General features: G+C 54.9%; 19 protein-coding genes. 16 read left to right on the top strand and 3 right to left on the bottom strand.

The window, feature by feature from the left end:
- Positions 1 to 93: 93 nt before the first annotated feature.
- Positions 94 to 1,368, bottom strand: coding sequence for an O-antigen ligase family protein (locus PKC81_RS05195; protein ID WP_324333799.1), 1,275 nt, complete (start codon positions 1,366 to 1,368; stop codon positions 94 to 96).
- Positions 1,369 to 1,558: 190 nt separating this feature from the next.
- Between PKC81_RS05195 and PKC81_RS05190 the strand changes: the two genes are divergently transcribed.
- The 16 genes from PKC81_RS05190 to PKC81_RS05115 all read left to right on the top strand — a co-directional run bounded on the left by PKC81_RS05190 (position 1,559) and on the right by PKC81_RS05115 (position 16,105).
- Positions 1,559 to 2,653: a phosphatase PAP2 family protein gene (locus PKC81_RS05190; RefSeq protein WP_324333797.1), complete on the top strand. Its 1,095-nt coding sequence runs from the start codon at positions 1,559 to 1,561 to the stop codon at positions 2,651 to 2,653.
- A 310-nt stretch (positions 2,654 to 2,963) separates the two neighbouring features.
- Positions 2,964 to 3,149, top strand: coding sequence for a Flp family type IVb pilin (locus PKC81_RS05185; protein WP_324333795.1), 186 nt, complete (start codon positions 2,964 to 2,966; stop codon positions 3,147 to 3,149).
- Between the two features lie 91 nt (positions 3,150 to 3,240).
- Positions 3,241 to 3,426 carry a Flp family type IVb pilin gene (locus PKC81_RS05180; RefSeq protein ID WP_324333794.1) on the top strand — a complete coding sequence of 62 codons (186 nt, stop codon included), beginning with the start codon at positions 3,241 to 3,243 and terminating at the stop codon, positions 3,424 to 3,426.
- 113 nt (positions 3,427 to 3,539) lie between these two features.
- Positions 3,540 to 4,487 carry a Flp pilus assembly protein CpaB gene (cpaB, locus tag PKC81_RS05175; protein WP_324333793.1) on the top strand — a complete coding sequence of 316 codons (948 nt, stop codon included), beginning with the start codon at positions 3,540 to 3,542 and terminating at the stop codon, positions 4,485 to 4,487.
- Between the two features lie 4 nt (positions 4,488 to 4,491).
- Positions 4,492 to 5,943 carry a type II and III secretion system protein family protein gene (locus PKC81_RS05170; RefSeq protein WP_324333792.1) on the top strand — a complete coding sequence of 484 codons (1,452 nt, stop codon included), beginning with the start codon at positions 4,492 to 4,494 and terminating at the stop codon, positions 5,941 to 5,943.
- On the top strand, positions 5,933 to 6,211 hold the full coding sequence (locus PKC81_RS05165; protein ID WP_324333790.1) for a hypothetical protein: 279 nt from the start codon (positions 5,933 to 5,935) through the stop codon (positions 6,209 to 6,211). Before PKC81_RS05170 ends, PKC81_RS05165 begins: the two co-directional genes overlap by 11 nt.
- 25 nt (positions 6,212 to 6,236) lie before the next feature.
- A complete protein-coding gene (locus PKC81_RS05160) occupies positions 6,237 to 7,847 on the top strand; it encodes a TadE/TadG family type IV pilus assembly protein (RefSeq protein WP_324333788.1) in 1,611 nt (536 codons plus the stop codon).
- Positions 7,848 to 7,850: 3 nt separating this feature from the next.
- Positions 7,851 to 8,351: a TadE/TadG family type IV pilus assembly protein gene (locus PKC81_RS05155; RefSeq protein ID WP_324333786.1), complete on the top strand. Its 501-nt coding sequence runs from the start codon at positions 7,851 to 7,853 to the stop codon at positions 8,349 to 8,351.
- The gene (locus PKC81_RS05150; RefSeq protein ID WP_324333784.1) at positions 8,348 to 9,010 is read left to right on the top strand and encodes a TadE family protein; all 663 of its coding nucleotides are present in this window, start codon (positions 8,348 to 8,350) and stop codon (positions 9,008 to 9,010) included. The genes PKC81_RS05155 and PKC81_RS05150 overlap by 4 nt, the downstream gene beginning before the upstream one ends.
- 13 nt (positions 9,011 to 9,023) lie before the next feature.
- The gene (locus tag PKC81_RS05145) at positions 9,024 to 10,217 is read left to right on the top strand and encodes an AAA family ATPase (RefSeq protein WP_324333782.1); all 1,194 of its coding nucleotides are present in this window, start codon (positions 9,024 to 9,026) and stop codon (positions 10,215 to 10,217) included.
- A gap of 2 nt (positions 10,218 to 10,219) precedes the next feature.
- Positions 10,220 to 11,581, top strand: a complete 1,362-nt coding sequence (locus PKC81_RS05140) for a CpaF family protein (protein WP_324333780.1) — start codon at positions 10,220 to 10,222, stop codon at positions 11,579 to 11,581.
- Positions 11,581 to 12,582, top strand: coding sequence for a type II secretion system F family protein (locus PKC81_RS05135; protein ID WP_324333778.1), 1,002 nt, complete (start codon positions 11,581 to 11,583; stop codon positions 12,580 to 12,582). The genes PKC81_RS05140 and PKC81_RS05135 overlap by 1 nt, the downstream gene beginning before the upstream one ends.
- A gap of 31 nt (positions 12,583 to 12,613) precedes the next feature.
- Complete coding sequence (locus tag PKC81_RS05130; protein WP_324333776.1) at positions 12,614 to 13,558, top strand: type II secretion system F family protein; 945 nt, start codon at positions 12,614 to 12,616, stop codon at positions 13,556 to 13,558.
- Between the two features lie 2 nt (positions 13,559 to 13,560).
- On the top strand, positions 13,561 to 14,715 hold the full coding sequence (locus PKC81_RS05125; protein ID WP_324333775.1) for a tetratricopeptide repeat protein: 1,155 nt from the start codon (positions 13,561 to 13,563) through the stop codon (positions 14,713 to 14,715).
- An 8-nt stretch (positions 14,716 to 14,723) separates the two neighbouring features.
- Positions 14,724 to 15,593 carry a tetratricopeptide repeat protein gene (locus PKC81_RS05120; protein WP_324333773.1) on the top strand — a complete coding sequence of 290 codons (870 nt, stop codon included), beginning with the start codon at positions 14,724 to 14,726 and terminating at the stop codon, positions 15,591 to 15,593.
- Complete coding sequence (locus PKC81_RS05115) at positions 15,590 to 16,105, top strand: prepilin peptidase (RefSeq protein WP_324333771.1); 516 nt, start codon at positions 15,590 to 15,592, stop codon at positions 16,103 to 16,105. The genes PKC81_RS05120 and PKC81_RS05115 overlap by 4 nt, the downstream gene beginning before the upstream one ends.
- Positions 16,106 to 16,115: 10 nt before the next feature.
- Here PKC81_RS05115 and PKC81_RS05110 read toward each other — a convergent pair whose 3' ends face one another.
- Together PKC81_RS05110 and PKC81_RS05105 are read right to left on the bottom strand one after the other, a co-directional pair.
- Positions 16,116 to 18,161: an alpha-galactosidase gene (locus PKC81_RS05110; protein ID WP_324333769.1), complete on the bottom strand. Its 2,046-nt coding sequence runs from the start codon at positions 18,159 to 18,161 to the stop codon at positions 16,116 to 16,118.
- Positions 18,158 to 18,342: hypothetical protein (locus PKC81_RS05105; protein ID WP_324333767.1), on the bottom strand; the 185-nt coding region annotated here is incomplete at its 5' end. The genes PKC81_RS05110 and PKC81_RS05105, both read right to left, overlap by 4 nt.

Here is an 18,342-nt window from a genome sequence, read left to right as displayed (position 1 = left end):
TGTCGAATTAATTGCTGTGCCTCTAGCGCATCTCTTACATTCGAACGCACAGCTTTCTATCGCTTTTTTAATCACGAAGGCTCTCTCGATCGATCAGCCAGATCGAGCGAGAAATGGTTTCTTCAAGACGCCAATCACCGTCAAAGTAAAAATTGTGATGGGGAAATTGTAGAATAATATTCCATCATACAGCGAGTAAACCATCAATGCGAACAGCATGGCGAGGTGAAATCTTGCCGACGGTGAATTACTAAAATTGAATCTGGAAAACATCATTGGAACAGCGATTAGCAAAGAGAATATGATCCCAGAAATACCGGCGACAAAAGTCATCTGCAAAATCGAATTGTGTGGATGCGCGAGGGCCCCTTCTCCGAGTGGATTGAACTTCAGATACTGCCCCAAACCCCATCCCAATATGGGCCGTTCGCAAATGCTATCGAATGTCGCGAGCCAGATTTGAAGCCGACCTGAGCTGGCATCGTCAAGAGTTGCGGAATTGACGTCGGATATACCAAATGCAGAAAATAGTCCGAACATGGGAATGGGCAAAGGCAACAACGATACGATCATCAAAGCGGGAACGCCCGTCATCAATGCAAAGCCCGCAATGGCTTTGCGCTTTTCGGGCACAATCGCGAATATCGATATCGTCAGCAACAACAACGCCAGTGTCGGTCCCCGAGATCCTGTCCAAAAGACTACAACCAATCCGGCAATAGAAGGCACAAGTGCTGCAACCGACACCCAATTTTGGGCGTGACGATTTGGCGCAGCCATAAAACTATGCAGGCCTGCACCATAGGCCACAAACCCGAGGAATGCGACGTGCCGGATGTTGTGGAATCCCGGAAACGGGCCGTACCATTTGGCAGGTTCGATGTGGTTAGACAGTATGTAAGTTGCGAAAACAACAAAATACATAAGTACGCCAAAACCTATCGCCAGCCACATTTTTCTTTGAAAATCATCGGTTGCGTAGCTGCTTCGATGCGCCATTGAGAGAAAAAGCAGTGCTATTGCTCCAAGACTCAACACACCTATCGCCGCGGAAAGATGATCATTTCCCGTCCGAAAAGTCGCAAACAAAACCAACGGAGTCCATGACAAGAACGCGATGCGCGACAGCAGCGGCAATCCCTGCCAGCCCTTAACTACCGAGCCGCCTTCCCGCAGCACAATAAATATAATTGCAAAAAGGATCAGCGGAACAATCAAAGAGTGAAATTGAACAAATATCTGCCATCCTGCCGGGTAAGGCGAAAAAGACAGTGGTGCGAGTGCCATCATCAGTGGCAGGGATCCGATACAAAAAGCGATGGCCGTACTGCCATTCCAATACGCCGTGGGCTTTGTTTCCTTGATCATGGGGCGATGCTATCGTGCGAAACGCAAATGTAAACATATCTTAAAACGCAATAATTTTGGGAACCTGCAGTCGGTCAGAGAAGCCATGTCCAACGACAAAGCGTAATGAAATTTGAACCCATATGGCCTATTGAATAGTCGCCTAACATCGAACAGACTTTTGACGGGCGGCAAACAGGGGAATTCGTAAATGCTGCATCTCAATCTTGCGCTGCATGGATTCATCACTGCCTGCAAGGCAGACGCACTGACGCTATCGGTCGGCGGTCTGTTCATATTGGCATCACTCGCCGCAATGGCCAGCATCGGGATTTACGGCTTCCCCTTGGATGGAAGTTTTTCCCTGCTGCTTACATTTGCGGCCACTGCGGTTTTTTTTGGCGGATCTTTTTTGCTGATCGCACTTCTCCGCGAACGGCCGGAAAGTCCGATTGGATTCACGCGAAAATTTTTGGCGCATCATGCCTCTTGGGAACGGCTGATGCGGCATGTGCCGCTGATCCTGCTGGTCTCGCTGTTCCTCCCCGCTTTTTCAGGCATTAAGGGTTCCATCTCGCTCTTTGCAACCTATAGCTGGGACGGGTTCTGGATAGAGGCTGACCGAATGATCCACGGGATGGATGCTTGGCGCCTGATCCACCCCATCGTCGGCTACCCCTTTGTCACTTTCATCCTCAGCGCACTTTACATTGTCTGGTTGCCGATGCTGCTGATTGCTCTGGTCTATTTTTCGTTTCTCACGAACAGGCCTATATTAAGGGCGCAGTTTTTGCTGACCTATTTTTCGTGCTGGGCCATATTGGGCAGTCTGTGCGCTATAGCTTTTGCCTCGGTCGGCCCCTGCTTCGTTCACCCACTTGTCGGACGGCAGGACTTTCTGCCACTAATGGAATATCTCGACTATGCCGACAGCCAATGGCCGATCTGGGTGATCCATATCCAGGACAGACTGGCGGCGCAACTGGCAGAGGGCAGCCGCGAACTGGGTGCCGGAATCACCGCGATGCCATCGATGCATGTCAGCATGGCCTTTCTTTATTGGCTGGCTGCGCGTAAAGTGAACCGCTGGCTCGGCTGGGTGATGTTTGCCTATATGCTCTCGATATTGGTTGCCTCGGTGCACCTCGCCTATCACTACGCCGTTGATGGCTACCTCTCGATAATCCTGACGCTGTTGATCTGGAAAATATGCGGGCATTTGGCCGCACGCGCGCACCCGTTGCAAAAAGAGGTAGAACCACCGGTTTCCGCCACTTCAAACGAATTCCAGTTGGCAATTAACTAAAGTTATATATCTTTGGTAAAGTATTGTGATTCGGTGATTTTTTTGCCGTGATTTGTTGTAAAAATACCGCATGGTTAACAAATTCTTAAAATAAACTACTGTTAAAATTGCGTAAATTTTAGCTGTTGACCCTTGGGTCCGATTCACCGGATTGTAGAGGCATCAAGGGTGGACCAAAGCGAAAGAGCCGGCGCGATGCTGGCAATAATATAACAGGGTCGCGACGGTTCAATCACTACCCCCCTTGGTAATCCACGATCCGGCAGCAAGCCGGGCGCGGAGACTCTCAAACTATGTAAGGGGTAGTATTATGCGTAAATTTGTAACTTCGTTCCTGCGTGACGATAGCGGCGCTTCGGCAGCTGAATATGCTCTCATCCTTGCCATCGTCGGTGCCGGCATTGCCGTTGCTGCGATCGCTCTGGGTGGTGCCATTGGCGGCGCACTGAACGACGCCAAGACCTGCATCAGCACCAATGGCAAAACCTGCAGCTAAAACTGCGGAACTAAAATGAGATTCTTCCCGCCCTGTTAAACGGGCGGGAGGTTTCCCAAAGAAAACACGGTTAAAATAAAGGGGTAATATCATGCGTAATTTTGTGACTTCGTTCCTGCGTGACGACAGCGGCGCTTCGGCAGCTGAATATGCGCTCATCCTCGCGATCATCGGTGCCGGCATTGCCGTCGCTGCAATCGCTCTGGGCGGCGCAATCAGCGGTGCTCTGAACGACGCCAAGACCTGCATCAGCACCAATGGCAAAACCTGCAGCTAAATAAAGTTGCAATTTGAATGAAAAGTTACTCCCCGCCCGGTGCCCGGGCGGGAAGTTTCAAGGGGCTCCTCAACAGGATGCCATAGGTAAAACAAATTCGGGTGGGGGGTCGCATGGCGAACCGGAACTGGATCATAATTGCGATAGCGGCGATCATAGGGATCGTTGCCGTCATTCTTGCAAACAGTTATCTGACTGGCGTTGAAAACCAGCAGGAACGCAGCGCCGAAGAAAATCGCATGGTTCAGGTGGCTGTCGCCCGTGTTCCCATGGCTTATGGAACCACGCTGACTGCGGAAAACATCCGCATGGTCGCATGGCCCGCAACATCAGTGCCACCGGGCGCCTTCCAATCCACCAGAGCGCTTCTCGGGCAGGAGGCGCGCGTCGTGCTGCGCCCGATCGAGGCGGGTGAACCCATTCTTCCCGGCAAGGTTACCGGCCCAGGTGGCCGCGCGAGCATTTCCGCCCTGATCGACGAAGACATGCGCGCTGTTGCCGTCCGCATCAGCGATGTTTCAGGCGTCGCAGGGTTCGTCCTTCCCAACGATACCGTGGATGTGTTGCTGACCCGCACGCCGAAAACCGAAGCCGAAGGCCAAATCGATCCGATCACCGATGTGCTGCTGCAAAATGTGCGCGTCATCGCGATCGATCAGGGCGCCGATGAAAAGAACAACCAGCCCGTAGTCGGCAAGACCGCAACGCTGCTGGTCGATCAGCAGGGCGCGCAAAAACTGGCGCTTGCCTCGACCGTCGGCTCGCTCTCACTGGCACTCCGCAATGCCGCAAACCAGGACGTCTTCATGGCGCAGACGGTCGGCACACGCGATCTCGGTCAAGGCAGCGTCTCGCCCAGTTTTTACAATCAACCGCGCGGTAGCACCGCAACTGTAGCATCCAGCCCCTACCCAATCCCTGCCATGCAAGCAGCGGCAGTTGGGCAGGCGCGCAACGCAGCAGCGCCGGTTCGTCGCAAACCCGCCAATTCGGTCGAGGTAGAGATTGTGCGCGGTACGGCCAGTTCTTCCTACGATGTTTCGCGCCACAGGGGGTATTGAGCGCATGAAAAAGCTAAGCTTCATCTTTGGCACTGCTCTCGCACTGTCACTCTCCGCCGCCCCCGCCGCTTTGGCCCAGGGCTATCAGAGTTCCTCGGATGCCGGGCTGCACGCAGGCCAACTCGACGTTCCACTGAACAAGAGCCAGGTGCTGACGGTCGATCGGCCGTTCGGTAAGGCGATGATTGGAAGCGAAGAGATCGCCGACATCATGCCAATCACCAATCGCTCGCTCTATGTTCTCGGCAAGAAAATGGGCACTACCAGCCTGACGGTCTATGACAATGCAAACAATGTAATCTCGGTGGTCGATATTGCCGTTGGTCCGGACATCGTGTCTCTGCGCCGCCAACTTTCGGAACTGATCCCGGGCGAGCCCATCGGTGCCAAGATTTCAAACAATTCAGTCATACTGACAGGCATTGTTTCAAATGGCCCGGCAATTGACCGCGCTGTCCAGCTCGCCAAAAGCTATGCCGGTGACAATGTAATCAACATGATGTCGGTCGGTGCCAGCCAGCAGGTGATGCTGGAGGTGCGCTTCTCCGAAATCTCGCGCCAGACAGGCAAGCAGATTGGTTTGAGCGGCTTTGGCTTCAGCGATGGTGGCACTTTTGGTGCGGCCATTGGCAACGGTGCCGGACTGGTTCCTGATCCGACATCAGGTAACGGTGTGCTGCGACTCGATTCCATCACCGGTGCCTTTGGCGTGTTTCGCAAGGCGTTTGACGTTGCCGGGCTGAACATCGACGCTGTGCTTGATGCGCTGGAGCGCAAGGGTTTGGTGAAGACCCTCGCCAATCCGACATTGGTGGCGCTTTCAGGCGAAACCGCGTCCTTCCTGGCGGGCGGTGAATTTCCTGTTCCTGTGTCGCAAGGTAACAGCGGTGGCGCAGGAGGAGGCGGCGGCAATAGCGGCAGCATAACCGTTGAGTTCAAACCCTTCGGCGTCAGCCTGGCCTTCACGCCCACGGTGCTTGCCGATGGCGTTATCAATCTGGCGGTTGAACCCGAAGTCAGTTCGATTGATCCCACCGCATCGATCACCGTTAACGGGCTAGTCATCCCCGGACTGCAAACGCGGCGCGCCAACACGGTGCTGGAACTCCGCGACGGGGAGAGCTTTGCCCTCGCCGGCCTCATCCGAAAGGATTTCCAGACGACGGTGCGGCAGGTTCCGCTTTTGGGTTCCATTCCCATCATCGGCTCGCTGTTCCGATCGTCGGGTTTCCAAAAGGGTGAGACCGAACTGGTTATCGTTGTGACTCCGCGTCTGGTCCAGCCGATCAAGGCTGGTGCACCAGTGGCGCTGCCAACCGATCGGGTACAGAACCCCAATGAACTCGACCTGTTCCTGATGGGACGCACCGACAAGGCAGTGGGCATCAATCCGCTTGATCCCAACGCACCGCCACCAGAGGCACCCAAGACGGAAGGCGCCGACTATGACTATTGATCGTAAAATGCTGTGCTCTGCGCTGGCTCTCGCGCTGCTTGCAGGCTGCACGCCGAATGATACCGGTATTGGCGATGCCGCGCGTGCCAATTATGCCGCGCAGATCGTGGAACCTGAGCCACAATATGCCGAAGCGATGACCGCTAGTGGCGACCAAGCGATGGCTGCTCAGGAACGGTATCGCAAAGGCGCTGTGAAACAACCGGTCGCGGAGAAGACAACCAGCGGAATTTCCAGTTCGGGTGGCAGCTCTTCAGGTGGCAATTAAGGCGTAAGACGTAAGGAGATGGAAGGTGATACGGTCGATAGGGAAGAGACTTTGGCGTGAAGAAAGCGGGGCTGTCGCCTCCGTTTACGCCTTGGCTTTACCTGCGTTGGTCGCGATCGGTGGCATAGCCTTTGATTATGCCCGACTGGCTGCCATGGACACAGAGCTGCAAAATGCAGCGGATCAGGCAGCCCTCGCCTCTGTAACGCAATTGGACGGAAAAGCCGGGGCATGCTCCCGTGCATCCGCCGCTGCGGTTTCGCATCTTGCCAACCGGACGGTATATTCCAATGTGGGCGGCACCCCGGACATTACGGTGACCGGTGAAGCGACGTGCGACGCAACCGGCAAGATCAAATTCTGGCAAAACAAAGCAAAGACAACGGCGGCGACCACCGACGCCAATGCCCGTTTTGTTGAAGTTACGGTCAACGCCCGCACCGCGCGCTATGCGTTGACCCCGATTGTCGGTGTTTTCAATTCTGGCGCAATCGATGCAACCGCTATGGCTGGACTGGGCTCCTCGGTGTGCAAAGTCCCGCCGATCATGATCTGCAGCCCGGATCCTTCTGTACCTTTCAATGCCGATGGCAGAGTCGGTCAAGGTGTTGTTGCGACCGGCCACAGCCCGGGCAGCGGCAGCACCAAAAACAATGCCAATCAAGGCGGAGATGCCGGGACAGGCAGCAACAATACTTGGGCTCCGGGCGACTTCGGATTCTTGCAGGTGAACGATCCCGACGCCAATAACCGCAATGCAGCTCTGTTAAGGGCGCTCGCTTACGTGAATCCCCCGATTGATTGCGTCCAAATCGATGAAAACAGGGTAAGCACCGGAAATCCGCAAGGATTGTACGACGCAATCAACACCAGATTCGGGATATACGATTTTAACAATAATGGCGGCGGGAATGTACTTGCGTCTTGTGAAGGCGGAAATTGCCCACCTGCTCCCAATGTACGCATGGACTACGTGCGGCAGGGCAATGGAAACAACAGTTGCAAAATCAAGCGCGGTCAAGGCGGAAACGGGTTTAGCCTGCCGGACAGCGGTAGCGAGTTTAAACCAGCCAATCCGGGCGGGGCCTACAACCCGGTTACCGCACTACATTCCAATTCCAATGCCATCGCAGCCATGGGGCTTCCCCGAGATAATTGTCACTATACCAGCTTCAACACTGGCTCGACCACTCCGGGATTTTGCCCTGGTGGTAACGGGCGTTTCGGAAGTGGCGAGTGGGCGCGACAGGATTATTTCACCAAATATCATAACTCAAACCGCCCCACCAACTGGCAGTCAATCAGTCGCTACCAAACCTATTTGTGGGAACTTGCGGGAAACATGCCGACTGGAGGTGCGCCAACATGTGGCTTACCAGCCGGCGATGTCAATCGACGCATTCTGACGGTTGCAGTGGTCAGCAACTGCGCCAGTTTGAATGGTGCCTCACAACCTGTCGTAATCGACGAATGGGTTGATGTTTTCCTCGTGGAGCCAGCCAGCGATGACACTTTGCGCTGGAACGCCTTTAAAGACGCAATCTATATGGAAATCATCGGCAAATCGACAGTTGCGGGTGCCGGTGTTTTTGGCAATCAGACGGTGCGCCGTGATGTGCCGTATCTGGTGGAATGAGCCATGCGTTCGCTCTTTCTGATCCGTACTGAAAATAGTGGCGCTGCAGCAGCCGAAATGGCGCTGCTCGTTCCGCTGCTTTCGATACTGATGTTCGGTTCATTCGAAATGGGCAATTTTTTCTGGAACGAACATAGGGTGGTCAAGGCCGTTCGTGATGGCGCACGCTTTGCCGGACGACAGCCGTTCGCCAAATTTGCTTGCGGCACCGCGACCCTTGCGGACACGGCTTTGGAAACCCAGATCAAAAACCTCACGCGCACTGGTACCGTCGATGGAACTGGAGCCGCGAAGGTTTATGGCTGGGCCAACACCCATGTTACCGTCAGTGTGGATTGTCCTGCCACCGCTCTCAATACTGGCATCTATACTGGTTTGTCCAATGCGCCACGTGTAACCGTGTCAACCACGGTACCTTACAGATCTATCCTGCAAAATCTTGGCTTTAACACGACAGGTCTCAATTTGAGAGCGCAAGCACAAGCTGCGGTGATGGGACTATGAAGTTGCTCTCGCGCCTCGCCCATGATGAAACCGGTGGCCCCGCAGCCGAGTTTGCGCTGGTCTTGCCGGTTGCTTTGCTTTTTCTCGCCGGCATCATTGATGTCGGGCGCTATATGTGGGAAACTAACCGTGCAGAAAAAGCAACGCAAATGGGTGCTCGTTTCGCCATCGCGACCGATTTCGTTCCTGGCGGCACCTCTGAAAACGGGCTCTACAAATACAGTTTTGCGGTTTCGAGCGGAATAACTCAAGGCATACCCGTTTCCGCATCGGATTTTCCAGGAGTTAGGTGCGATAGCAATGGTACTGCGGTTACGTGTACTTGCAAAGGAACATGCGCTTTCGATGTGACTGGCGATAATGCCGTATTCTCACGAATTGTTGCTCGAATGCAGGCGTTCAAATCCGATATTGGACCAGCCAACGTCGTATTGAACTATGACCATTCTAATCTTGGCTTTTCAGGTGATCCGGCTGGCGCAGATGTTGCTCCAATAGTAACGGTAGGGTTGCGAAATATGAATTTCGTTCCATTAACGACGATGCTGTTTGGCGGCGCTACGACAATGGCGGGCGCTTCTACTTCCAACAATTCCCCACTTGGTCATCTAACTTATTCGCTGACCATGGAAGATGGCCAAGGCACCTATTCGAATTAGGATGGAAATTTAGATGGGCGTTTCTGAATATATAACTTTCACTTCGGAGGATTGGGTTTTGGACCTGAAATCGCGTTCTGTTTTGCTGGTCCTTTCCGAAGCCGAAATGACGAGTGCCCAATTTGACGATGTGGCAATCGGGCAAGCTCAGGTCCTGCTCGCAACAATGGCACCCGACGCACGCGTCGACGAAGCCCAGTTGGATGCCGCAACAATATTGATCCTCGAAATCCGCCCGGATATGCCCAAATCGCTCGATCGGTTGAAGAAAATCAGGGCCTCACATCCCGACCTTCCGATTATCGCCGCGATCCGCGATTCAAATCTGACTCTGGTCCGTATGCTGCTGAAGCAGGGTGTGCGCGACGTCGTCGCATTGCCTTTGGCACAATCGGAACTGGCATCGATCATCGCCGAAATCTGCGCAGAACTCGATGCCAGCCGCGCTGCTGAAGTACAGCAAGGGCAGCTGATTTCAGTGCTCAAAAGCATTGGCGGCGTGGGTGCCACGACCGTTGCCACACACCTTGCCGGCGAACTGGCGCAGAGCAATCGTGGCAAAGGTGTGTGCCTGATCGACCTTGATCTGCAATTTGGCGACGCGGGTGCTTATCTTGGGCTTTCGTCCCAACTTTCAATTGCCGATCTGATTGCAGCGGGAGCCCGTATCGATCGCGAACTGCTCCGTTCGGTCGTGTCGAAAAGCGACAATGGCCTGCACGTCATCCCGGCCCCCATCGATATCATGCCGCTGGAAGCTGCCAATTCGGAACAGATGCTTCGCATCATCGAACTGGCACGTGAGGAATATGATCATGTAATCCTCGACCTGCCGTCCAACTGGACGAACTGGACTTTGTCGCTCGTCGCATTGTCGGACGTTGTATTTTTGGTGGCCGAATTGTCTGTGGCCAGCCTGCGCCAGGCAAAGCGCCAGCTGCAATTGCTCGCCAATCAGGATATCAACCACGACAATATCCACGTCATCGCCAACCGGGTAGAAAAGCGGATGTTCCGCACGATAAATCTCGATGACGCCTCACACGCGCTCGGGCATCCGATAGAATATAGCATCCACAATGATTATCCGCTGGTTCGTGCCGCACATGATCAGGGTGTGTTGATCAATGCCATCCGGGCACGCAGCAAAATCGGCGCAGATATTGCCGCGATGCTGCCACTGCTCACGAAAGAAACGGACGCCTGACGATGTGGCAGATAAAGAAAGCCGACGTTCTGGATACGAACTCTGCCGCGAATGAAAGCGCGAAAAAGGCTCTGGAACGTCATGCAGCAGACACGGACTATATCGATCTTAAGGTTGAGCTGCATCGTCGGCTGATCGATCTGATCAATCTGTCCGCGCTGGAAACGATGACCAGGCCGCAGATCGAAACCGAGATCGGCGAACTGGTACACGAACAGCTTGCCCAGCAAAAACATGCACTCAACCATGAGGAACGCAAACAGCTCGTCGCCGACATTCTTGACGAGCTTCTCGGCCTGGGCCCCCTAGAGCCCCTTTTGCAAGACAACAGCATTACCGACATATTGGTGAACGGCCCTGAGGTCGTGTTCGTTGAACGCAAGGGTGTGCTTGAACGTGTCGAGACGCGCTTCAAGGATGACAAGCATCTGCTGCGCATCATCCAGAAAATCGTCAGCGCGGTTGGTCGCCGCGTCGATGAATCGTCGCCCTTTGTCGACGCCCGTTTGCCCGATGGCTCACGCGTCAACGCGATTGTTCCGCCACTGGCGGTCGATGGCTCGCTGCTCTCAATCCGTAAATTTGCCAAAATCCCTATCAATATGGAAAAGCTCAGCGAGTTGGGCAGTGTTCCCACGCCAATCGCCGAGGTGTTGAAAGGTGTGGTTCGCGCGCGGCGCAATGTGCTGATTTCGGGTGGCACCGGCTCGGGTAAAACAACGTTGCTCAACGCGATGTCTGCCTTCATCGATGAACGCGAACGCATTGTCACCATTGAAGATTCTGCGGAACTTCAACTGCAGCAAAGCCATGTAGCGCGGCTCGAAACCCGCCCGCCCAATATCGAAGGCAAAGGCGAAGTTACGCAGCGCGACCTGGTGAAAAACGCCCTGCGTATGCGCCCCGATCGTATCATCGTCGGCGAAGTCCGCGCCGGGGAGGCGTTCGACATGTTGCAGGCAATGAATACCGGCCATGATGGATCAATGACCACCGTTCACGCCAACACGCCGCGCGACGCGCTTTCGCGTATCGAGCAGATGATCGGGATGAGCGGTATCGATATTTCGCCGCGTTCAGCACGTGCACAGATCGCTTCGGCGCTTAACGTCGTTGTCCAGATTGGGCGCTTGTCGGACGGTCGTCGCCGCCTTTTGAGCCTGTCCGAAATTGTCGGCATGGAAGGTGAAACCATTACCATGCAGGAAATCTTCCGTTTCCGTATGCAAGGTCGGGACGAAAACAATATGGTCATAGGCCACTTCGAAGCAACGGGTATCCGCCCGAAACTGCTCGAAGATCTTGCCGCGCATGGTGTCTCGCTCAACTCGGATCTGTTCCGCCCAGACAAGAGGATCGAATAATGGATCCCGTTGTCCTTCGGGTATTGGCGTTGATCGTCATTTTCGCGTCCGTTTTCCTGGTTTCGGAACGGGTGATTGCGACCCTCCGGCAGCGGCAAAGGGGCTCGCGCGCGATTAACAAACGCCTGAAAATGATCGAAGGTGGGCTGGATCGCGAAATCGTCACATCACGCCTCCGCAAATCTGCACCGGGCAGCTTTAGCGATATGTCCGGCATAATCGGCACAATTGGTCGCTCGATCGAACGCGCTGTCGTTGCATCAGGCGTGCCCTTTCCACCGCACCAGATCATGCTGGGCATGGCAATCGCATCAACGACGGTGGCTGGGCTTATACTTCTGAGTGCTGGCATCGCAGGCTTTGCCATCGGACTCGGCGTTATCCAGCTTTCCATCGCATTGGGGCTATGTTTTGGTGGCGCCATTCCGATGATGATTCTTTCGCATCTGGCTTCAAAACGGCGCAAAAGGATGCAAGAACAGTTTCCCGTAGCCCTTGATATCTTTGTGCGTGGCCTGCGATCCGGGCACCCGATTGCATCGGCATTAGACCTTTTGACCAAAGAAATGGAAGACCCACTGGGCACCGAATTCGGTCTTGTGGTCGACGAAGTATCCTACGGTGCTGACATGCGTGATGCCTTGCAGAATATGGCTGATCGTTGGGGAATCGACGATATCCAGATGTTCGTGGTTTCGCTGTCCGTGCAGAATGAAACCGGTGGTAATTTGGCCGAAATCCTCGCCAATCTGTCGGCCGTCATCCGTGATCGTCACACTATGTACATGAAGGTGCGTGCGCTAAGTTCGGAAGGTCGGATGACGGCGCTGATTCTTACTGCCCTGCCCATCATGACGTTTAGCGGACTGTTTCTGATAAACCCGTCCTTCTACATCGACGTGGCACAGGATCCGATTTTTCCGATTGGCTTCATCGGGCTGATCGTTCTCTACATCATCGGCTTCATATCCATACGCCGACTGATTGATCTTAAGGTTTGAAATGCTAGCCAACCTTGCCCTTTCGACGACTATGCGGATCGCCCTGTTGGTGCTGATCTTCCTTTTCGTGGTTGTCCTTGTCACGCTTGCTTCAAACTATCTCCTGAACCGCTCGGCGGTGCGTGGAAGGCTTGAAGAGCTTGGTTCCGGAAATCGCGGCACAACCCAAGGCGCCAGTCTGCGGCGCGACCGGATCGCAGTTGGCTGGGCAAAATTGACAGACCGTATTGAAAAAGCGGGTATTTCCCTGGTTGACTCCCAGGGAGACAAGTTACGGGCACAACTGATGGCGGCAGGATATACCTCGCCGACTGCGCCAAAGCTGTTCACTCTTATCCGAATGATCACGCTTTTCCTGCTGCCCGGTTTGCTACTGCTCTATATTTTCGTGAGCGGCATCGAAGTATCGGCATTAAAGCTATATATTTTCGGCGTCCTGCTGGCCGTGTTCGGACTGTACGTTCCCAATCTTTTTATCTCGGCAAAAGCAGATCGCCGTCGCGAGGCTATGGTCAATGGCTTTCCGGACTGCCTCGATCTTACACTGGTTTGCGTAGAAGCTGGTCTTGGCATGGAAGCAGCATTTGATCGCGTGGGCAGAGAAATGGTTCACTCGCATCCATTGATTGCCGAACTTTTGTCCATGGTCACGCTGGAGCTTCGCGCAGGCGCCTCTCGTGAGCAGGCATTACGGAAAATGGCTGATCGATCGCAAGTCGACGAGATCAAATCTTTTGCAACATTGTTGATTCAATCCGACAAACTCGGATCGAGTATCGGTGAAACACTCAGGGTTTATGCCAATGAAATGCGAGAAAAGCGGCGGTTAAGAGCCGAAGAAAAAGCACATCGATTGCCCGTTCTGCTTTCAGTCCCATTGGTTGCCTGCATGCTGCCAGTCATGATCGGCGTGCTGATGCTTCCAGCATTTATCAGGGTTATCCGGCAAGTTGCGCCAGCTTTGGCGGGAGGATGAAGATGAAACGTCACCAGTTCGAAATCGCAGGCTCTGTCGCAGCTTTCATATTGCTTGGCGGCTGCTCCGCATTCCAACCACAGGCAAAGCTGGAGATCCGGAGCGTGGAATCTGCCCAGCGCGGCTCTGAAATCTCCGATCCTCTGGCCGAAGGCCGCGGGTTGTTGGCGCTTGGACAGAATGCAAATGCCATATCCGCATTCCGGAATGCATTGCGGGAAAACCCAAATAGCGGCGATGCCTATAACGGCCTTGCTATCGCCTATGACCGGATTGGCAGACAGGATCTGGCCCAACGTTACTTCGAACTTGCCGTTTCGGTTGAGCCGGAAAATGTCCGTTACCGTGGGAATCTGGCCCGCCTGTTCGAACGCACTGGGCAGCTTAAGTTGGCCATGGGCTTGATCGAAGTGCCTGTGCGCCATGGCGAGTCTGTTCCCGAGGTAGAAAAGGCGAAACGAGTTTCAATTGCTCCATTGAAACCGCCACAATTTGTCGCGGTCGTGCAGGAAGTTAAAACGCTTTCGCCTCCCTCGCCTGTCGAAATCGCCCTTCCGGCGCTTGCTGAGTTGGAGGTTGCCAGTCCTCTTGTCCTGACGCCCGAGACGCAGGTGGCTCCTTCTGATCCCCAGACAAGGGCCGCCCCCGTAAAGGCAGCTATCGTACCTGCAGTCTACCGGCCGACAGCAGCGATGACGATCCGTCCGGCTGCCATTGAGACTCGTAACCTGCCGAAACCCGGCCCCCGACGCGATCCGTTCATGCCTACCGAGCGGCAGCCAGCAGATTTGCCGAGGCAGGCCGTCATGCCGTTCCAGCGCGAAGGCATCCGCCTTGAACGCATTTCGCTGGGTGAAGTCCGTTTGGTCACCAAAGCCTCGACACCCAAGCTTGCTTGGAGAAAGGCTGACGATTTTAACAGCTTCGGCGTGCGCCTCGCCACCTGGCTTCCCGCAGCGATTGCAGTCGAACGGCAAGGTGATGCAGTCCGATTGGCCGAAAGCCCGACATTGAAAGAGGCCATCGCTCGCGCCCAAATTGAAAAGGCCATCGACAACGTTACTGCAGATTCTACTGAAATCGCCGAGATACAAACATTCACTTATGCATTCTTTCACGACGAAAGTCTGGAAGAGGTCTCGCTGGCTGCATTGTGAGCTTTGCGATGCAGCGTTGCATCGGACTTTTGGCGATCCTTTTGTTGACCCCGACTTCGGTCACTGCAGAGGAAGTACGCCTTGATCGGATAGAAGCCGAAAGTCAGCTTGCTCAAATAGAGCTGGCAATATCCGCAGGGCGGGCAACCCAAGCCGGATCAATGCTGCAATGGCTTGAGGGCAGACTTCCAGAAGCGTTACAGGCACGCCGGATGCTCCTTCTAGCTGAAATGCATATGGCGGCGGGCGACAGCAATGCTGCGCAGCAAGCGCTGGAAAAAGTGCCTTCTGATGAAAGCGATCACTGCCGTTATGGCGGCGTAGCAGGCTGGCTTGCCTATCAGAAAAGCGATTGGAACCTCGCGATTACAATGCTGGCCAAATCGGTAGAGGCTTGCCCGGAAGACCCCGGTCGCTGGAACCTTCTTGGTCTGGCACTGGTCCGAAAGAGCGAAACTTCTGCCGCACTGGAAGCTTTCAACCAAGCGTTGGTTCTGGCACCGAACAATCCGTCATTGTTGAACAATCGTGCGCTGGCTTATGCCTATGCTGGCAAGACGGGTGCGGCATTGGCCGATCTGGAACGCGCGGCTGCGATCGGCAATGATCTTGGAATAACGGCCAATCTGGCTGCCTTGCGCGCAAATGCGGGATTGGAAGCTCCGCTGGAAGCTACGCAAGACCCGCAAACCCAGACTGTCATTTTGGCCAACGCCGGCGATGGGGCCAGAGCGGCAGATCGAAATGAAGCCGCGCGCGCTTATTACGCTCAGGCCATCTTGCAGAGCGAACGATTTGACAGCGAGTTATGGACGCGGGCCAATTTTCCAGAGTCCAAAATTCAAGCTGTTTCTAAAAATAGGAATACAACACCATGATTGAATACGGTATTCTGGCTGCAGCTGTTTTCGTGCTTCTTGGTGCTGCCTATTCGGATTTGAAGCAGTTCAAAATCCCGAACCTTATGCCTGTCCTACTGATTGCACTTTATGGATGTCATGTCGCAATAGTCGGTTTGTCCGCTTTCAGCTGGTGGCATGTCGCCCATTTCGCCATTGCCTTAATCGTCGGTATGGGCTTGTTTGCGATGAAATGGTTCGGCGGCGGAGACGCGAAGCTCTATGCTGCCGTCGCCTTATGGTTCCCGTTGCAGCAGGGGCATAAACTGCTGTTCATGGTGGGGATTGCAGGTTTGGTTCTGGCCATTTTGTTCATTTTGACCCGCCGTTTCACCAAAAATGCAGACGGCAAAAAACGCACTGACCGACGGATCCCTTATGGCGTTGCGATAGCTTTTGGCGCGATAGCTTGCTGGCTGATGCAGGCGTCGGACCAACCAGCAATGATGAATGTAGAAGATTTGGACAACAGCGGTCTGCCCTCGCTGTGAGGTTCCAGTCTTAGGTTGCACAAATACGCACCCAAAGCACATCCTCACCTTTCATCGGTGGCAGCGGTAGCCCTGCATTTGCCAACCAATCCCCGTTATATGTAGTAGCCGGTCCTCGCTCCGCTTCAGCGGTGTAAAGTCGGCCCGGATCCAGCATCGGTAACCGAAGCTGGGGCGCAAAGCGCAGGCTTTGTGGCGACGTACGGATGACCTGAACCATCAAATCCGTAGGGTCTCCAAAGGCCAGCCAGCTAATACCATCGGCCGCCTCACCACGCCAGCACCGGCCATTGTGAACCAGATCGCGACTGTCCTTGTAAGCGGTTATACCCGCCGATAGCCGGGCCAAATCTTTCTCGTCCAACTTCCTCAGATCAAGCTCGATGCCATAATGCCCTGCCCTCGCCACGCCGGACCGGAAGCGCATCGATTGGCTTCGCCCCGTGCTGTGGGCTGGGGACGCGCCAACATGCGCGCCCATCAGTTCGGGTGGCATGAATTGCAGAAAACCCCGTTGGATCGACACTCGCGACACCGCATCGATATTGTCGCTGGTCCAGAAGCGATGCGTATGCGCAACAATTCCTGCATCGATACGGCCTCCACCACCTGCGCAGGCCTCTATTTCCATATCGGGGAAGGCTTCACGAAAGCGCTCGAACAACGCATAGGCTCCGAGCACCTGATGGCGGTATCTTGGAATGTCGCCAGCATGCGCCAGATCGCGGTTATGGTCCCATTTCAGATAGGAAATCGGTAAAGCACGCAACAGCGCCGATATCTGGTCAAACAGATAATCACGGACCTCGGGCCTACCCATATCAAGGACAAGCTGGTTTCGCGCAGCCAGCAACGGTCGCCCTGCAATGTGCAAGGCCCAGTCCGGATGGGCGCGGAACAGTTCGCTGTCCGGGTTGACCATTTCGGGTTCAACCCAAAGCCCGAACTCCATACCCAGCCCGACCACATGCGATGCGAGCGGTTCCAGTCCATCCGGATACTTGTCGGCATCTGGCCACCAGTCGCCCAGCGAGCTGGTGTCATCGTTCCGCCTGTGGAACCAGCCATCGTCCAGCACAAAGCGTTCCACACCGATGGTGGCAGCCGCATCAGCAAGCTCCTTCAAAGCACCCAGGTCGTGGTCGAAGTAAAAGCCTTCCCAAGTGTTGAGATGGACGGGACGCGGCTTCATTCGCCCGTCAGGCCAATCGATGCGTTTGCGGATTGCGCGGTGGAAGGCCCATGCGACGCCGTTGGCTCCTTCCCCGCTGCAGGTCGCAAGCAGTTCTGGAGTAGAGATGGTCTCGCCGCTGTCCAGCCGGACCTCACCCGGGGCCAGCCATTCGCCCATCTGCCAATGCCAGCGCCCGTCATCGAGCCATTCGATCTGCTGAACATGATTGCCCGACCAGGCAAGCTGCGCACCATAGGCCACTCCGCCTGCGCATTCGACGACTGCGCCCGGAAAACAATCGTGCGAGGTCAGCCCACGACGATTTTCGCGCCGCCACAAGGATCGCGACACCCGATCCTCGATGGGCACAAACTCGCCATTATGCCGCCCACCGAAGGACCGCACGATTTCTGCATTATCTGGCAAAGGTACATTGCCAGCCGCCAGCCACTGAACATCGAGCGGGCCGGTACCGTCGTTTCGAAGTGAAGTCGAAAGCGCCAGCACATCGGTTTCGGGGTCCAGAACCACCGTAATGGAGGCCGCGATCTTCGCCACCTCGTCTGAAAAATGAAAGACAACCCCATTGTCGACAGGCTCAACCTTGCAGCCTGTTATGGCTTGCGCCCAATCGGCACCATTTCGATGCGCGAGCAGCGCGGATTGGCCGAACCACCCCATGCCGGCGCCGGGGAAAATGGACAAGGGCTGATCAAAATGCAGCGAAAAACTGGGCTCCGGTCGCGTGCCCCGCAACGACCCGACAGGCATTGCCCCATCCGCCAGTCGCGGCCCCCAATAGCGCCACAGCGGAGCTTCGTCTGGATTGGTTTCCCAAATAGCGGTGCAACCCGCGCTGTCGAGCCTGATGAAGTCGGTCATGGCCAGCAGTCATGCGCCCCCAACCACAAATCCGCAAGGCGTTTAACAATCGATTGCATCGCAGCAATGTGTTTAATCGTATGCCGTTGATGGCATATAAAAAAAGCGATGCATGCTTTGGCGAATAGTGGTGCCTCGGGGCGGATTCGAACCACCGACACGCGGATTTTCAATCCGCTGC

Source organism: Sphingorhabdus sp. (assembly GCF_035329025.1).
Taxonomy (GTDB): domain Bacteria; phylum Pseudomonadota; class Alphaproteobacteria; order Sphingomonadales; family Sphingomonadaceae; genus Sphingorhabdus_B.
Note: the sequence above shows the minus strand (reverse complement) of the source record. Positions and strands in the feature narration are given on the sequence as shown.

What these genes read in the sequence shown, in the direction of transcription:
- PKC81_RS05125 (WP_324333775.1), top strand. Translation starts at nt 13,561, where the DNA reads ATGAAACGTCACCAGTTCGAAATCGCAGGCTCTGTCGCAGCTTTCATA.
- PKC81_RS05140 (WP_324333780.1), top strand. Translation starts at nt 10,220, where the DNA reads ATGTGGCAGATAAAGAAAGCCGACGTTCTGGATACGAACTCTGCCGCG.
- PKC81_RS05135 (WP_324333778.1), top strand. Translation starts at nt 11,581, where the DNA reads ATGGATCCCGTTGTCCTTCGGGTATTGGCGTTGATCGTCATTTTCGCG.
- PKC81_RS05180 (WP_324333794.1), top strand. Translation starts at nt 3,241, where the DNA reads ATGCGTAATTTTGTGACTTCGTTCCTGCGTGACGACAGCGGCGCTTCG.
- PKC81_RS05195 (WP_324333799.1), bottom strand. Translation starts at nt 1,368, where the DNA reads ATGATCAAGGAAACAAAGCCCACGGCGTATTGGAATGGCAGTACGGCC.
- PKC81_RS05170 (WP_324333792.1), top strand. Translation starts at nt 4,492, where the DNA reads ATGAAAAAGCTAAGCTTCATCTTTGGCACTGCTCTCGCACTGTCACTC.
- PKC81_RS05185 (WP_324333795.1), top strand. Translation starts at nt 2,964, where the DNA reads ATGCGTAAATTTGTAACTTCGTTCCTGCGTGACGATAGCGGCGCTTCG.
- PKC81_RS05130 (WP_324333776.1), top strand. Translation starts at nt 12,614, where the DNA reads ATGCGGATCGCCCTGTTGGTGCTGATCTTCCTTTTCGTGGTTGTCCTT.
- PKC81_RS05115 (WP_324333771.1), top strand. Translation starts at nt 15,590, where the DNA reads ATGATTGAATACGGTATTCTGGCTGCAGCTGTTTTCGTGCTTCTTGGT.
- PKC81_RS05110 (WP_324333769.1), bottom strand. Translation starts at nt 18,161, where the DNA reads ATGACCGACTTCATCAGGCTCGACAGCGCGGGTTGCACCGCTATTTGG.
- cpaB (WP_324333793.1), top strand. Translation starts at nt 3,540, where the DNA reads ATGGCGAACCGGAACTGGATCATAATTGCGATAGCGGCGATCATAGGG.
- PKC81_RS05150 (WP_324333784.1), top strand. Translation starts at nt 8,348, where the DNA reads ATGAAGTTGCTCTCGCGCCTCGCCCATGATGAAACCGGTGGCCCCGCA.
- PKC81_RS05155 (WP_324333786.1), top strand. Translation starts at nt 7,851, where the DNA reads ATGCGTTCGCTCTTTCTGATCCGTACTGAAAATAGTGGCGCTGCAGCA.
- PKC81_RS05165 (WP_324333790.1), top strand. Translation starts at nt 5,933, where the DNA reads ATGACTATTGATCGTAAAATGCTGTGCTCTGCGCTGGCTCTCGCGCTG.
- PKC81_RS05120 (WP_324333773.1), top strand. Translation starts at nt 14,724, where the DNA reads ATGCAGCGTTGCATCGGACTTTTGGCGATCCTTTTGTTGACCCCGACT.
- PKC81_RS05145 (WP_324333782.1), top strand. Translation starts at nt 9,024, where the DNA reads ATGGGCGTTTCTGAATATATAACTTTCACTTCGGAGGATTGGGTTTTG.
- PKC81_RS05190 (WP_324333797.1), top strand. Translation starts at nt 1,559, where the DNA reads ATGCTGCATCTCAATCTTGCGCTGCATGGATTCATCACTGCCTGCAAG.